This window comes from Mesorhizobium sp. WSM4313, from assembly GCF_002294725.1.
In the GTDB taxonomy this organism is placed as follows: domain Bacteria; phylum Pseudomonadota; class Alphaproteobacteria; order Rhizobiales; family Rhizobiaceae; genus Mesorhizobium.
Window position 1 is genome coordinate 160,872 of the sequence record NZ_NSFT01000010.1, and the last position, 13,282, is coordinate 174,153.

Below are 13,282 nucleotides of genomic sequence, written 5' to 3' on the forward strand. Positions count from 1 at the left end.
AAAGAGGCCACGTCCGGCCAACCACAGCCACCCCGGCGAACTCCGATAAGTTCGCAGAGACCATAACGCAAAGAGGGTCGAGGCTTGTCGAAAACGCTCCGAGGAACGCCGCCCCCAGGGAATCCTACTTCCCGCAATAGTTATCGTTGATGTAGTTCACCGCATTCGCGTCCGGTCCGACGCGGTGATACGCGCAGGCGCCCGCCGCCGTGGTGGTCATCTGCTGATCGTAATAGCGCGGACCGCCGAACAGCGTCTCGATGATGTCGTCGCTGGCTGGAACATAACGCTCCTGTTTGACGACGCGGTAGCGATGCTGTTCGCCAGCGGCGGCCGGGCCCGCCATCATGGCTGCTGCGGCAAGCACGAGCGCGGCGATTGCAAAATATTTCGTCATGGCAGCGACCTTCTGGCAATTCGGATCTGCAGCATAGCCAAAATCGCCAGTGGAACAAAAGTTCCCGTTTCGCACTCGCGGCCGGTGAGTTCCTCGACACAGAAATTTGTGCGATGCGCATCATGGATAGGGGAGCAGTTCGCGCTCGAGGTGTCGATCGATCGCCGCCACGTTCAGCAGCAGCATTTGAGCGACCAGCAAGGATGGGGTGCGACAAAAACCGCAGCCGAGACCAAGACTCCTGTATGTTCGCCCGATTGCGATCAAGGAATTAGGAAGGAGCTACCCCAATGGACTTGTTCAAACTAGATGGCGACGTCGCGCTGGTCACCGGCGCCGGCAGCGGCATCGGTCAGGCGATAGCGGTCGGCCTTGCGGAGGCCGGTGCCGACGTCGCGTGCTTCGGTCACGCCTCGAAGGGAGGGCTCGAGGCGACGGCGCAGAGGATCACCGCGCTCGGCCGCAAGGCGCTTGCGATAACCGGCTCGGTGACGTCGGAAACCGATCTTGCCGCCGCCGTCGAGCGTATCGAAAGGGAGCTCGGCGCGCTTACGGTTGCCGTCAACAATGCAGGTATAGGCGGCGCACACGCGGCCGAGACCTTGCCGCTGGCCACGTGGGAAGAACTTTACGGCATCAATGTCGGCGGTGTGTTCTTATCCTGCCAGGCCGAGGCTCGCGTGATGCTGCCGCGCCGCAAGGGATCGATCATCAACGTGGCCTCCATATCCGGCTCGATCGTCAACCGTGGTCTCCTCCAGACGCACTACAACTCGTCGAAGGCAGCGGTCATTCACATGACCAAGAGCCTGGCGATGGAATGGTCGGACCGCGGACTGCGGCTCAACGTGCTCAGCCCCGGATACACACTGACCCCGATGAACCGCAGGCCGGAAGTGGCCGAGCAAGTGAAGAACTTCGAGCGCGATACGCCCATGGGTCGCCTCGCGGCACCCGAGGAGATGATAGGCCCGGCGGTGTTTCTGGCCAGTCGAGCCGCGTCTTTCGTTACCGGCATCGATCTTATCGTGGATGGCGGCTTCGTGTGCTGGTAGCAGAAGCGAAGCGCGGCGCGCTTCGTACTTGAATCGAAGGACGTCGCGGCCCTTGCAAAGGGCCGCGGGAAACGCGTCGCGATCCGACCCGAAACCGGGATCCGCCGTTGCATTTGTGCCAGGTCGCCCGCCTTCTCAAGCGCAGCGGCCGGCAGTGGCTAGTTATGGTGGATTTCCGTGCCGAGCACCTTCAGACACTCACGAATGAAGGCAGCAAGTGCGGTCCACCCTTTGGCCGAAACCATCGTGCCGTCTACATAGGCGTCGGTGGGCGAGAGGTCGATATAGGTGCCGCCCGCAAGGGTGACCTCCGGCTCGCAGGCCGCCAGCGCACCGACCTTCTTGCCGCGCACGACACCATCCACCGCTATCAGAATCTGCACGCCGTGGCAGATCGTGAAGATCGGCTTGCCGGTCTCGTGGAAGTGGCGGACCATGGCCTGAACGCGCTTGTCGGTGCGGATGTATTCCGGTCCGCGGCCGCCGGCGCAGTAGACCGCATCATACTGGTCGATCTGCCTTTCCGCCTCCGAAAACGTCTTGTTGATCAGCGCGTAGTGTCCGGGCTTCTCGGTATAGGTCTGGTCGCCCTCAAAGTCGTGCAGCGAGGTCTTGATCCGGTCTCCGGCGTTCTTGTCGGGGCACACGACATGGATGGTGTGGCCTACGGCTTCCATGGCCTGCTGATAGACGAAGATTTCGTATTCCTCGGTGAACTCTCCGGTCAGCATCAGTATCTTTTTGGCTGGCATGGTCTTCCTCTCGGTTGCGTGGCAGTGCAAGGCGCGCCTTGGTTTTGGGCATCGGATTGTGGATGTCAGCAAAGGGCATGTTTCACCCGCTTGGAACGTCCGGCCGCCTATTCGAACGCAGGCAGGAGCCTGTCGCGCGAGTTCTCGATGTGCACCCGCATGGCCCTTCGCGCCGCGTTCGCATCGCCGGCTGCGAAAGCCGAGAGAATGGCTTCGTGCTCGTCGAGAGCCTCCTCGGTTACGCGCGAGTGGTACATCAGCCGGAAAATGTGAAAATGCGTGTGCTGGTGGTTCAGCGTCTCGCGGATGATCTCGTTCTGCGCGAACTCCATGATCTTGTCATGGAAGATCGCATCCTGGCGGGCGAAGTTGGAATAGCGAAGGCGCTCGTCCCTGCCCTCGCGGCGGGTCATGACCCCCGCCGCCTCTTGCAGGGCCGCCAGCCGGGCAGCGTCCAGGCCGGCCGCTGCCTTGGCCGCGGCGGCAGGCTCAAGCAAAAGGCGCAATTCGTAAAGCTCGTCAAAACGCCGGCGTGTGATCTGCGGTGCGGCGCGATAGCCGATCAGATGGGTCTTGATCACCAGGCCTTCGCCTTCCAGACGCCCGAGAGCCTCGCGGATCGGCGTATGCGAGACATCCAGCTCCCGGACGAGATTGTCCACGGTTATGCGGGACCCCGGCGCGATCTTGAGCGACATGAGCTGCTGGAAGATCGCCTCGTAGACGTCTCCCGCGAGGCTATTTGCGCGCTGGATTCTGCCCGTCGGCCGCGCGTCATCATCAAGCTTCACATCGGGGTTCTGCATCTTTTTGCCTCTTGACAGGAAGGACCACTAACACGATGCTCCGGCCAATTCAATCCTATATCCTATACGATTTTATAGCGGATACGCCTAAATGGAAGCGATGGATCGCCGATCCATACTGGAAGGGCTCGCTCGATGACCTTGTTCGCCGCAGCGCGATTGCCGCGTGAAATCTTATTCGGCAAAGGCCAGCGCCAGGTGCTGCCGCAGGTCGCATCTAGGCATGGCAAGCGCGCGCTCGTCTGCACGGACGAGCGCTTCGCGGCAACGGCCATATTCGGCGAGATGATGGCCGCGCTGAGGAATACCTCGGTTGAAATCCTTGTCCATGACCGCACTCTGCCGGACGTGCCTCGGGACAGCGTCGCGGTCTGTGTTGCCGAGGCGAAGGATTTCAAACCCGACATGGTCGTTGGGATCGGTGGCGGAAGCTGCCTCGACATGGCCAAATGCGCGGCGCTGCTGATCAGTCATGGCGGCAGGCTTCAGGACTACTATGGCGAGTTCAAGGTCCCGGGCCCAACGCTGCCGCTGATTGCCGTGCCGACCACCGCCGGCACCGGCTCGGAGGTGACGCCCGTAGCCGTCATCTCCGATCCGGAGCGCCTGCTGAAGGTCGGCATTTCAAGTCCTCACCTCATCGCCGCCGTCGCGCTATGCGACCCGGAGCTGACCGCGACTTGCCCGCCCGCGCTCACGGCAATTGCAGGCGCCGATGCCCTGACGCACGCCATCGAAGCCTTTACGGCGGCGAGACGCGGAACCGATCCGACACTGCCGCAGCAGCACGTTTTTGTGGGCAAGAGCGCTCTCACCGACCATTTCGCGCTATTGGCCGTCAAGCTTCTTGGCCGCAGCCTGGAAAGGGCCTACCGGGACGGTGCGGACGAGGATGCGCGCGCCGATGTGATGATGGGCGCCTTGGCGGCCGGCTGCGCCTTCGGCACGGCCGGGACGGCCGCCGCCCATGCCGTGCAATATCCGGTTGGCGCGCTCACCCACACGCCGCATGGGTTGGGGGTGGCGACCATGCTTCCCTATGTGATGAACTACAACTTGCCCGCCGCCGCCAGCGAGTTTGCCGAGGTTGGTGCAGCACTCGGTCTTCCCCATGCCGACATTGAACTCAAGGACAGGGCTTCCGCGACCATCGCAGAGGTCTCACGGCTTTTCGGCTCGATCGGCATCACACGGACGCTAGCCGAGCTGGGCTTGCCTGCCGGCAAGATCGAGTGGACCGCCGAGCAGGCGCTTGGCATCGACCGCCTGATCAAGAACAACCCCCGCCCTTTCGACGCCGCCGCGATGCGACGGCTGGTGCAAGCGGCCTATGACGGCGATATGCCCGCCAGTCTGATGTGAAACAGGAGGCACCTGATGAACGCTTCTCCAGGGCTTTTGGATGAGGAGGACGTCTCCGAATATGCCACGTTCTCACACGGGCTCTATATCGGCGGGCAATGGCGGCCCTCGTCGGACGGGCGCGTTATCGAGGTGGTCGATCCATCGACGGAATCCGTCATCGCGGCTGTTCCCGATGCTACGCTGGCTGACGCCGCCGCCGCCGTCGACGCCGCGGCCAAGGCGGCGGCTGCCTGGCGCGAAACCGCCCCACGCAAACGGTCGGAGATCCTGAGACGTTGCTTCGAACTGATGACCGAGCGGGCGGAGACGTTGGCCGTGCTGATTTCGTTGGAGAACGGCAAGGCGCTGCGCGATGCACGCGGCGAAGTCGCTTATGCGGCCGAGTTCTTTCGGTGGAACGCCGAGGAAGCGGTTCGCATCAGCGGCGAGTTCGGCCTTGCGCCTTCCGGCGCAAACCGCATCGTCATCGACTACCAGCCGATAGGCATATGTGTGCTCATCACGCCATGGAATTTTCCAGCTGCCATGGCCACACGCAAGATCGCGCCGGCGCTCGCAGCCGGCTGTACCGTGATCCTGAAGCCCGCCAGCGAAACGCCGCTGACTGCCTATGCGCTTGCCGCGCTGTATGAGGACGCCGGCGTCCCGCCCGGTGTCGTGAACGTTCTCACCACGTCCAATCCGGGACCGCTGACCGCTGCCATGCTCGCCGACCCGCGAGTGCGCAAACTCTCGTTCACCGGCTCCACCGGCGTTGGGCGCGTTCTTCTGGCCGAAGCCGCCAGGCACGTCATCTCCTGTTCGATGGAGCTTGGCGGCAACGCTCCCTTTGTCGTGTTCGACGACGCCGACCTGGAGGCAGCGCTCGACGGAGCGATGATTGCCAAGATGCGCAACGCCGGCGAAGCATGCACTGCCGCCAACCGGCTTTATGTCCAGGCGGGTATCCATGATGCTTTCGCGGAGGGACTGCGCAAGCGCATGGCCGCCCTCAAGGTAGGCCCCGGCACGGACGTCGAGACCGAATGCGGCCCGATGATCACTCGCAAAGCCATCGAGAAAATCGACCGGCTCGTCAAAGACGCGGTCCGTCGCGGTGCAAAGGTGCTGTGCGGAGGCGCAGCCTCGGATGACAAGGGCTTTTTCTACCCGCCGACGGTTCTTTGCGACGTTGCCCCGGATTCGGAGATGGCGCACGAGGAAATATTCGGTCCCGTCGCTCCAATCATGCGCTTCGACGATGAGGCCGAAGTCATCGCGCGCGCCAACGACACCGAATACGGGTTGGCGGCCTATATCTATACGCGCGATCTGGCCAAGGGCATGCGCGTGGCATCAAGGATCGAGTCGGGTATGATAGCGCTGAATCGGGGCCTGATGTCCGACCCTGCGGCTCCCTTCGGCGGCGTCAAGCAGAGCGGCCTGGGACGCGAGGGCGGGCAAAAGCACGGCATCAGCGAGTTCCTGGAAGCCAAATATATCGCCGTGACGATGTGAGGGCGCAGGCGTGACCAGGGATCCCTTTCGCATCCGCGACCACGTTACGGAGTTCGACGATATCGTCGCCGAGATCGTTCACCGCAGTGCGGAGACCCGGGCGAAAATCCCGATCGTCGCCGATGTCGCCTACGGACCGGACGCCGCCGAAACCGTCGATCTGTTCTTTCCCCTGGGAAAACGCGATCGCCTGCCGGTGCACATGTTCATCCACGGCGGCTACTGGCGCATGTTCTCCAAGCGCGATTATTCCTATGTCGCGGACACGGTGACGCGGGCGGGCGCGATCGCGATCATCGTCGACTATTCACTGATGCCCTCGGTGAGGATGGCCGCCATCGTCGAGCAGGTGCGCCGAGCCAAGCGTTGGGTGCTCGAGCACATCGCCGAGCATGGCGGCGATTGCGGCCGCCTGACGGTCAGCGGGCACTCCGCCGGCGCCCATCTGGCGACGATGCTGTTCAACGATGACGGCCGATCATCAAGCGTTAAAGGCGCGCTGCTGCTTGGCGGCTTGTACGAGCTGAAGCCTCTGCAGACCTCCTTCCTTGCCGCCGAGATCGCCATAACGGACGAGGAGGCCGCCAGCCTGTCGCCGCTGACACATCGCTTCGATCCCGCCGTAGAGGTCGAGATTGCTGTTGGAGCCGAGGAAACGCCGCCGTTCCACAGCCAGGCCGAGGCATTTGCGAAGCATCTGCGAAAACAAGGGCTGGCAGTCTCTCAAACCGCCCTCTCCGGTGCCAATCACATGAGCAGCGTTCGCGACCTTGGAGTGAGTGGAACCGAGGCATCGGATCGTCTGGCCAAGCTCATCGCCACATAGAGCCCTATCCAGATACCGCTGGCCTGCGAAGTGGAATGCTGCGCTCAATCCCGCTCAAGCGGCGCAGGCCGCAAGCGCGCCGGCTGCATGGGGCGGCTATGGCGACAAAAGCGTCAAACCGTAAGAGACCGTAGCCGCTCAAAAAGTTCCCCGCGTTGAAGGCTGCCGTCGCCCGAACCATCAGATGCGCAAGCGTCTCCGGCGACCTGCCGCGCGTCAGTCGCGCGATATGGACAGCCCGGCGAGAAGCGGCGCGTGCGCGGCAAGCCTGCGGGACATGAACTCGGTGAAGAGCCGCACGCGCTTCGTCTTGCGGGACTCCCCCTGCGTGAGAAGCCAGAGCGTTCCGTACATGTGCAGGTCGGTTCCCGGCACCCTCACCAGTAGAGGGTCGGCATCGCCCACGAAGCACGGCAGCGTGGTCATCCCGAGCCCTTGCCGGACGGCAACGATCTGCGCCTCGCCGTCCGTGGTTCTGAATGGAACCCCGGTGGTGCGAACCTCGCCGTCGCTCGCCCAATCCGGAATTCCATGAATGCTTATGACGATCCATCGGATCGGATCAGGCGCGCCCGCACGCCACGCGGCCAGCCGATCGCGAGACATATAGACGCCGCCGAACACCTCCGGCCCCTTCAGGCCGTGAAGATTGAGCGGCAGGGTTTTGCGGTCGTAGACGACGCGAATCGCGACGTCGGCCTCTCGGTTGGTCAGATTTGCCAGCTCGCCGGACGACAAGATGTCCATCTCGATGTCTGGATGCAGACGCGCGAACTCGGCGAAGTCCGGCATGAGCAGGTGTGTTGCGAGGGGCGGCGCCAGCGTCACCCGCAGAAGCCCGCGCACGCTCTGGTCGCGCCCAAAGATGCGCGTCTCCAGCAGGTGCGACGACGCTTCCATCTGGTCCGCGAACTCAAGGACCTCCTCGCCCGCAGCCGTCAGGCGGTAGCCCGAAGGCAGCTTTTCGAACATGTGCACCCCGAGGCGTTCCTCGAGCTGGGCGATGCGTCGCAGCACGGTCGAGTGGTTCACACCGAGGCGCTCAGCGGCAGCCCGCACGGAGCCTCCGCGCGCGACGGCAAGAAAGTGGCGAACGTCATCCCAGTCGATCATGGTGCAATCCAGCACCGCCGAGGTGCGCCTTCCAAAGCATGTGTCCAATACATCGAACAGCATCTCGTATTTGAGTAGCACGGGCGATCGTCATAGCCCACGCTGACAAGCGCGGCCCATTCCGAACAGCGGACACCGATCGTCGCGGCTGGCGTCAGTCGTCCAGCCGGATCGATTTCGCACCACCGATGTGCGCGCTTGTGCACTCAAAGCCCGATGCCGGCGGACCCATCTCGGAGTTCTCGGGGCCCTTCCCCGAACAACCAAAGATGGAGCCTGAAAGGACAAATCATGGGAAAGCTCGACGGTAAGGTTGCAGTCGTCACGGGTGGATCGAGCGGCATGGCGCTGGCGAGCGCCAAGCGGTTCGTTGAAGAAGGCGCCTATGTCTTCATCACGGGTCGGAAACAACAGGCGCTCGATGAGGCTGTCAAGGCGATTGGCCGGAACGTAACCGGCGTGCGCGGCGACGCGGCCAATCTCGACGATCTCGACCGCCTGTTCGACACGGTGAAACGGGAAAAGGGCAAGATCGACGTCCTGTATGCGAGCGCCGGCATGGGCGAAGCCGTCCCGCTGGGCGAGATTACCGAGCAGCATTTCGATGCGACCTTCGGCCTGAATACGCGCGGCACGCTGTTCACGGTGCAAAAGGCGTTGCCGCTGTTCAACGATGGCGGCTCTATCTTCATGACCGGATCAGTTGCTTCGCTGAAAGGTTTCCCCGGCTACAGCGTGTATGCGGCGAGCAAGGCAGCGTTGCATGCATTCGCCCGCGGGTGGCTCAACGAGCTGAAGGGCAGGAATATCCGGGTGAACGTGCTGCACCCGGGGCCGATCGCCACACCGATGCAGGACCAAGTTCTCACCGAGGAGGCGAAGCGGATGTTCGAGTCCCTGATCCCGCGGGGAAAGATGGGGCGTCCTGAGGAAATTGCGGCGGCCGCGCTGTTTCTGGCGTCAGACGATTCGAGCTTCGTGAATGGGCTGGAGCTGTCTGTCGACGGCGGCTTCTCGGCGATCTGAAAGGCCGGGAAATCCAATATCAACACGGATCGGAGAAGCATTGTGAGCTATGCAATTGTAGGATTCGGTGCGGTAGGCCAGGCCCTCGCCCGCGCCTTCGCCCGCAAGAACATCGGCGTGACCGTCGCGAGCCGCCAGCCGCCCGAGGCATTGGCGCCGCAGGCTCGAGCGATTGGACCCACGGTAGTCGCCAAGTCGCTGCGGGAAGCACTCGAGGCCGACACAATCATCTTGGCGGTCCCTTTCGGGGAGCATCGCGAGGTTGCGAAGGGCCTGCCGAGCTGGAACGGCAAGACGGTCATCGACGCGATGAATGCGTTTCCTGTACCTGAAGAGCTGGACAGCCTCCCGTCCTCCGCCTTCGTGGCGAAGTCATTCACCGGCGCCAAGTTCGTGAAAGGCTTCAATCACCTCATTGCGGCCACCCTGGCTGCCGATCCGGTCGTCGAGGGCGGCCACCGGGTGGTCTTCCTGTCGAGCGACGACGAGGACGCGACCGCTCCCGTAGCGGCCTTGGCCAAACAACTCGGGTTCGCACCGGTCAAGCTGGGAAGGCTCAACGAGGGCGGCGCGCTGGTGCACGCACGCGGCCGCATCTGGGGCCGGCTCATCTTCCAGGATTTGTTCAAGAAGGAGCAGTAATCGGTGTACGACCGTGTGATTTGGCCCGAGAAGCACGACCCCAAAACGTCGGCGATCTATGCGCTCAACGACATCGACGTGAAAGCGCCCCCAGAAGTGGTATGGAAGCTGCTGGTCGATGCTGAGAACTGGTCGAGCTACTTTCCTCCTGAAGACCAGGTCAAAATCCTGAGCGGCGAAAGGGAATTGGCGCGCGGGACCAATACAGCCGAGTGACCGTCGGATTCCCGATGAGCCTGGTTGTTACGGAGTGCGAGCCCTTCCGCCGACTTGCGTGGGCAACGACTGTCGATGGTGATGACACCGGCTCGAGCGCGTACCATGGCTGGGTCATCACTCCCACGGATGATGGCTGCCACGTGCTGACCGAGGAAACGCAACAGGGGCCTTGGTTCCTTGAAGAACTCGGGCGCAAGCATCCTGGTGGGCTCTATCGCTATCACCAGGAATGGATCGAACGCCTCGCCGGCGCGGCGGAGGCGAAAGTAGAAGTCAAGGCAGGTTAACCTGCGGGTCCTTAGGCTTGGGCTGCCCAGCGCCTCAGCACATTGAGCGGACAGAGAAACATTGTGCGCCTTCGAGCGCTTCATCCGCTCCTTGGGGACTGTCCACACCGCGGGCCCTTCCAAGGAAGGCAGCCAGTTCGACGAGGTCTAGCCCGGTCACCAAGTCGCTGGCCGGCTCAGATCTCGAGCAGCGCATAGGGCCGGCCCGTCGGCTTCGCGACGTGCATGGCGACATTGTAGACTTTCGCGCCGCCGGGAGTTTGACCTTCGAAGGTGCCTCGATGCGCGTGACCGTGCACGACGGCGCTCACCTTGAACCGGTCGATCGTTTCGGCCAGCCGGGAAGAGCCGAGGAACGGGAAGATTTCAGGCGGCTCGCCAGCGACCGTTTCCACGATCGGGGCGTAGTGAAGCACAACAAGTGTCCGCTTGGCGCGGACTTGCCGCATGGCATTTTCCAGCCGCATCGCCTCGCTGACGCTCTCGGCCACCATGGCCTTGATTGCCGGCTCACCGAAGGACCCGAGCATCCTCGAGCCGAACCCGCCAACAAAACCTTTGACGCCGACAAAGCCAACTTCCATCAGTTCTGTCGCCTGTCCGTCGAGGAGGTAAACGCCGGCCTGGCGAAGTGTCGCCGCTATCTGCTCGGCGCAACCAGATTCGTAGTCGTGGTTGCCGAGCACCGCGACCACGGGAATCGAGCAGGCCCGGAGATCCTCCGCCAAAAGCTCGGCCTCCTTCGGCTTACCGAGATTGGTGAGGTCGCCGGTAAGCACCAGGACGTCGGCTTCGCGCGAAACCTCGCCGAACAGGTCGCGATGGGAGGTCTGGGCATCTTCCTGAACGTGCAGATCGCCCACCGCGGCGACTTTGATTTTGCCGTTTCCGCTCGTTTTGCTTGCCCTGCTTTGTTCAGCCATCGTGAAATTCTCCAACGCCGCCGACACCGGCAAAGCCCCATTCCTTGACATCGATCTCGTAGTCGACCTGCGACAGCAGTCGACCGCGGCAGATCTTCATCCTCGGTGAAGGCAATTGCCGCTGCCTGGCGAGCCGGTCGAGCAGATCGTCAAGCAACCAGTCGGGAATGCGGTCGCGTTCGCTGGGATAGATCCAGCGGAAATTCAGCAACTGCATCAGCAGCACCTCCCAGTGAATGTCGAGATAAGACAGCAGCCTTTGCCAGTCGATCTGCTCATGTGCCTTGAGGATGGTATGGGCGATATCGGCGCCGTCGTGCCGTCCCCTGTCCTGGATGAAGCATTTCGACCAGATAAGTTCCGTAGGTCCGATGATCCTGACGCGGCTGCCCAGCAGCTCGACCTGCCGGGCATGCTCCAGCCACTGGTCCTCGACCTGCATGGTGCCGTTGGCGGAAGCAAAGATCACGTCGAAGAAATGCGGACCTTCGAAGACCTTCCCCAGCCAGCGATCGTCCTCGATCACGACGGCGTAGCCGATATCCTTGAAATGGGCGAGGATGCGCGGACAATCGCCTGCCTTGCAGAAGATATCGAGGTCCTTGGTCTGGCGCACGACGCCGGTATAGGCGCTCACCGCATATGTCCCGGCAACCAGAAAAGGAATGTCGGTGGCGGCGAGCTCGCGGATCGCGTGCGTATAGAAAGCTTCCGCCTCCGCGCTCTTCAGCGTCGGCTCCGCCTTGGCGTCGATCACAGGCAGCGTCGCCAGCACGCCCGGCAACTCGTCATCGGCCATCGACCGTTGCTCCGAGCTCAAATCTTCATCCGGGATGTAAACAGCAACCTGACCGGCTGGTTCCGTCGCCGGCGACTGTGGGTGAGCCTCACCTCAGTCCCCTTGCTTGCGGTATAGGCGCTCGGTTGCACGATCGCTCTCGCGGCGTTCGGCCGGTCCTCGGTGCCGGCGAGTCAAAAGAGCATAAACGAGCACGAGCAGGAGAATAATCGGCCCGCCGATCACGACGAAGGCCCACAGATCGATGCCGAACATGGCTTTTCCTTCCCGGTTGGAGGCGGTCGGTCGTCCGGCTAACCGAGTTGGCGGCCAAATGTTCCGCCCGCCGTCCCTGCGAGGCGACAGTCAAGCCGATCTCGTTTCACGGCCGTACCCTTGCTCGACGAGACGGAACGTAGCGGTCGCGTCCATGTTTACTGAAGAAGCGCGCTTTCCATGGAGAATGGGATCGCTAAAGGCCTTCCGCAGGCATTGCGGAGCCAATTGAAAGCCCGGTCTGCTTATCCTCGTTGGTGACACAGGAGCGCAGACCGGGCCTGCCTCGGTGAGGGAACTAAGGCCGCCGCAGTCTGCGCCACGATCGGTCGCGCCGCCTTAACATAGGTTGTTGTCGCAAACGCCGATTGAAGGATGATGCCGTGTCCGATCACCGTTTCAGCGGCAAAGCGGCCATGCGCTATCGCAGCAAACGTTTTCGCAAACCGGTCGTGGTGCAGCCAGGTCGCATCGACCGTGACCGCGTCGTCGTGTCGGTGCTGGATGCGGCTGACGTGCTTTTGCACGATTGGCCCAAGCCTCATTTGAGGACACGGCACCGCGCGATCCAGGCCTGCCTTGCGGTGTTGCGCAATCAGGAGCCGCCAAGGGTCACACGCCAGGCTTTCATCGCTGCTGCCGAGGACGCCAGAATATTGCTTGGCGACCAGAGCTGAGATCAGACGCATCCCGGGTCCGCCATGGGCGAGCCGAGATTTTGCCCGCCCCGATCTGAGCCAGCAGCCCAGCGGGATCGTTCCAGCAAAAAGGCGGCTCCCCGCGATGGCCATGCCGTTTCTCCGATCAGGCGCTCGGTACGCCGGCGGGTGCGAGGGGGGACTCCCGAACCGCACCGAGCCGCATGTTCCGTGCAGCGGCCGACGGAACGTTTACCGGCGGACGTTGTTCTTCAACCAGGAGGAACGGTGATGGCCGACGACAAGAACAAGCGCGATTTCCGCGACCGCGACCGCGTATCGGGCGATGAGGAATATGAGGTCGCGTATTTCGCACGGAAATTCCAGCTGACGATGCCCGAAGCCCGGGAGCTTATTCGCAAACACGGCAATGACCGCGCGACGCTGGAGCGCGAAGCCAAGGCGCTTGGTTCCCGTTAAGCCGGAATCACCTGGCGCGGATGCGTCTGGCTGAAGCCGCCGGCGAAGGGAATGCGCGCGCAAAGCCAGTGTGATTGACCGAAGCGCCAACGCCTCCAGACGTGTCGTTGTAGCGCTTCAAAGAATTTCCACCTCCCTCTCATGGGTTAATGCGCGACCGCGAGACCGGGAGCATTCGTTGGCTGCAAGAGAAATAAAGCGC

At 62.6% G+C, this 13,282-nt stretch carries 17 protein-coding genes; 10 read left to right on the forward strand and 7 right to left on the reverse strand.

The genetic code is table 11. The features are described 5' to 3' along the window. Positions 1–124: 124 nt before the first annotated feature. The gene (locus CK219_RS21945) at positions 125–397 is read right to left on the reverse strand and encodes a hypothetical protein (RefSeq protein ID WP_095768828.1); all 273 of its coding nucleotides are present in this window, start codon (positions 395–397) and stop codon (positions 125–127) included. A gap of 290 nt (positions 398–687) precedes the next feature. Between CK219_RS21945 and CK219_RS21950 the strand changes: the two genes are divergently transcribed. Then, complete coding sequence (locus CK219_RS21950) at positions 688–1,452, forward strand: SDR family oxidoreductase (protein ID WP_095768829.1); 765 nt, start codon at positions 688–690, stop codon at positions 1,450–1,452. Between the two features lie 158 nt (positions 1,453–1,610). On the opposite strand, the gene CK219_RS21955 is transcribed toward CK219_RS21950, so the two are convergent. Next, positions 1,611–2,204, reverse strand: a complete 594-nt coding sequence (locus tag CK219_RS21955) for a DJ-1/PfpI family protein (RefSeq protein WP_095768830.1) — start codon at positions 2,202–2,204, stop codon at positions 1,611–1,613. A 107-nt stretch (positions 2,205–2,311) separates the two neighbouring features. Beyond that, positions 2,312–3,010, reverse strand: a complete 699-nt coding sequence (locus tag CK219_RS21960) for a GntR family transcriptional regulator (RefSeq protein WP_095768831.1) — start codon at positions 3,008–3,010, stop codon at positions 2,312–2,314. 135 nt (positions 3,011–3,145) lie between these two features. On the opposite strand from CK219_RS21960, the gene CK219_RS21965 reads away from it, so the two are divergent. The 3 genes from CK219_RS21965 to CK219_RS21975 are packed head-to-tail and all read left to right on the forward strand — an operon-like array spanning position 3,146 to position 6,698. Next, positions 3,146–4,372: an iron-containing alcohol dehydrogenase gene (locus CK219_RS21965; RefSeq protein ID WP_095768832.1), complete on the forward strand. Its 1,227-nt coding sequence runs from the start codon at positions 3,146–3,148 to the stop codon at positions 4,370–4,372. A gap of 15 nt (positions 4,373–4,387) precedes the next feature. Further along, a complete protein-coding gene (locus tag CK219_RS21970; RefSeq protein WP_095768833.1) occupies positions 4,388–5,872 on the forward strand; it encodes an NAD-dependent succinate-semialdehyde dehydrogenase in 1,485 nt (494 codons plus the stop codon). Between the two features lie 10 nt (positions 5,873–5,882). Further along, positions 5,883–6,698 carry an alpha/beta hydrolase gene (locus tag CK219_RS21975; RefSeq protein ID WP_095768834.1) on the forward strand — a complete coding sequence of 272 codons (816 nt, stop codon included), beginning with the start codon at positions 5,883–5,885 and terminating at the stop codon, positions 6,696–6,698. A gap of 216 nt (positions 6,699–6,914) precedes the next feature. On the opposite strand, the gene CK219_RS21980 is transcribed toward CK219_RS21975, so the two are convergent. Next, positions 6,915–7,811, reverse strand: coding sequence for a LysR family transcriptional regulator (locus tag CK219_RS21980; RefSeq protein WP_095768902.1), 897 nt, complete (start codon positions 7,809–7,811; stop codon positions 6,915–6,917). Positions 7,812–8,102: 291 nt separating this feature from the next. Between CK219_RS21980 and CK219_RS21985 the strand changes: the two genes are divergently transcribed. The 4 genes from CK219_RS21985 to CK219_RS32260 are packed head-to-tail and all read left to right on the forward strand — an operon-like array spanning position 8,103 to position 9,985. Further along, complete coding sequence (locus CK219_RS21985; RefSeq protein ID WP_095768835.1) at positions 8,103–8,837, forward strand: SDR family oxidoreductase; 735 nt, start codon at positions 8,103–8,105, stop codon at positions 8,835–8,837. Between the two features lie 42 nt (positions 8,838–8,879). Next, on the forward strand, positions 8,880–9,479 hold the full coding sequence (locus CK219_RS21990; protein WP_095768836.1) for an NAD(P)-binding domain-containing protein: 600 nt from the start codon (positions 8,880–8,882) through the stop codon (positions 9,477–9,479). 3 nt (positions 9,480–9,482) lie between these two features. Further along, entirely contained in the window at positions 9,483–9,695 is a 213-nt protein-coding gene (locus CK219_RS32255) for an SRPBCC family protein (protein WP_245340576.1), read from the forward strand. Between the two features lie 14 nt (positions 9,696–9,709). Beyond that, positions 9,710–9,985: a hypothetical protein gene (locus CK219_RS32260; RefSeq protein ID WP_245340577.1), complete on the forward strand. Its 276-nt coding sequence runs from the start codon at positions 9,710–9,712 to the stop codon at positions 9,983–9,985. Between the two features lie 176 nt (positions 9,986–10,161). Here the strand turns inward: CK219_RS32260 and CK219_RS22000 are convergent, their stop codons facing one another. From CK219_RS22000 to CK219_RS31785, 3 genes are all read right to left on the reverse strand, one after another. Beyond that, positions 10,162–10,908, reverse strand: a complete 747-nt coding sequence (locus CK219_RS22000) for a metallophosphoesterase (protein ID WP_095768837.1) — start codon at positions 10,906–10,908, stop codon at positions 10,162–10,164. Continuing rightward, the gene (locus CK219_RS22005; protein ID WP_095768838.1) at positions 10,901–11,707 is read right to left on the reverse strand and encodes a hypothetical protein; all 807 of its coding nucleotides are present in this window, start codon (positions 11,705–11,707) and stop codon (positions 10,901–10,903) included. Before CK219_RS22005 ends, CK219_RS22000 begins: the two co-directional genes overlap by 8 nt. A gap of 93 nt (positions 11,708–11,800) precedes the next feature. After that, positions 11,801–11,962 carry a hypothetical protein gene (locus tag CK219_RS31785; protein ID WP_095768839.1) on the reverse strand — a complete coding sequence of 54 codons (162 nt, stop codon included), beginning with the start codon at positions 11,960–11,962 and terminating at the stop codon, positions 11,801–11,803. A 383-nt stretch (positions 11,963–12,345) separates the two neighbouring features. Here CK219_RS31785 and CK219_RS22015 point away from each other — a divergent pair, with 383 nt between their 5' ends. Continuing rightward, positions 12,346–12,639: a DUF982 domain-containing protein gene (locus CK219_RS22015; protein WP_245340578.1), complete on the forward strand. Its 294-nt coding sequence runs from the start codon at positions 12,346–12,348 to the stop codon at positions 12,637–12,639. 252 nt (positions 12,640–12,891) lie between these two features. Beyond that, positions 12,892–13,080: a DUF3606 domain-containing protein gene (locus CK219_RS22020; RefSeq protein ID WP_095768840.1), complete on the forward strand. Its 189-nt coding sequence runs from the start codon at positions 12,892–12,894 to the stop codon at positions 13,078–13,080. Positions 13,081–13,282: the final 202 nt, after the last annotated feature.

Excerpts from the sequence above, each read along its gene's own strand:
- CK219_RS21945 (WP_095768828.1), bottom strand. The coding sequence starts at position 397 with ATGACGAAATATTTTGCAATCGCCGCGCTCGTGCTTGCCGCAGCAGCC.
- CK219_RS21950 (WP_095768829.1), top strand. The coding sequence starts at position 688 with ATGGACTTGTTCAAACTAGATGGCGACGTCGCGCTGGTCACCGGCGCC.
- CK219_RS21955 (WP_095768830.1), bottom strand. The coding sequence starts at position 2,204 with ATGCCAGCCAAAAAGATACTGATGCTGACCGGAGAGTTCACCGAGGAA.
- CK219_RS21960 (WP_095768831.1), bottom strand. The coding sequence starts at position 3,010 with ATGCAGAACCCCGATGTGAAGCTTGATGATGACGCGCGGCCGACGGGC.
- CK219_RS21965 (WP_095768832.1), top strand. The coding sequence starts at position 3,146 with ATGACCTTGTTCGCCGCAGCGCGATTGCCGCGTGAAATCTTATTCGGC.
- CK219_RS21970 (WP_095768833.1), top strand. The coding sequence starts at position 4,388 with ATGAACGCTTCTCCAGGGCTTTTGGATGAGGAGGACGTCTCCGAATAT.
- CK219_RS21980 (WP_095768902.1), bottom strand. The coding sequence starts at position 7,811 with ATGATCGACTGGGATGACGTTCGCCACTTTCTTGCCGTCGCGCGCGGA.
- CK219_RS21985 (WP_095768835.1), top strand. The coding sequence starts at position 8,103 with ATGGGAAAGCTCGACGGTAAGGTTGCAGTCGTCACGGGTGGATCGAGC.
- CK219_RS32260 (WP_245340577.1), top strand. The coding sequence starts at position 9,710 with ATGAGCCTGGTTGTTACGGAGTGCGAGCCCTTCCGCCGACTTGCGTGG.
- CK219_RS22000 (WP_095768837.1), bottom strand. The coding sequence starts at position 10,908 with ATGGCTGAACAAAGCAGGGCAAGCAAAACGAGCGGAAACGGCAAAATC.
- CK219_RS22005 (WP_095768838.1), bottom strand. The coding sequence starts at position 11,707 with ATGGCCGATGACGAGTTGCCGGGCGTGCTGGCGACGCTGCCTGTGATC.
- CK219_RS31785 (WP_095768839.1), bottom strand. The coding sequence starts at position 11,962 with ATGTTCGGCATCGATCTGTGGGCCTTCGTCGTGATCGGCGGGCCGATT.
- CK219_RS22020 (WP_095768840.1), top strand. The coding sequence starts at position 12,892 with ATGGCCGACGACAAGAACAAGCGCGATTTCCGCGACCGCGACCGCGTA.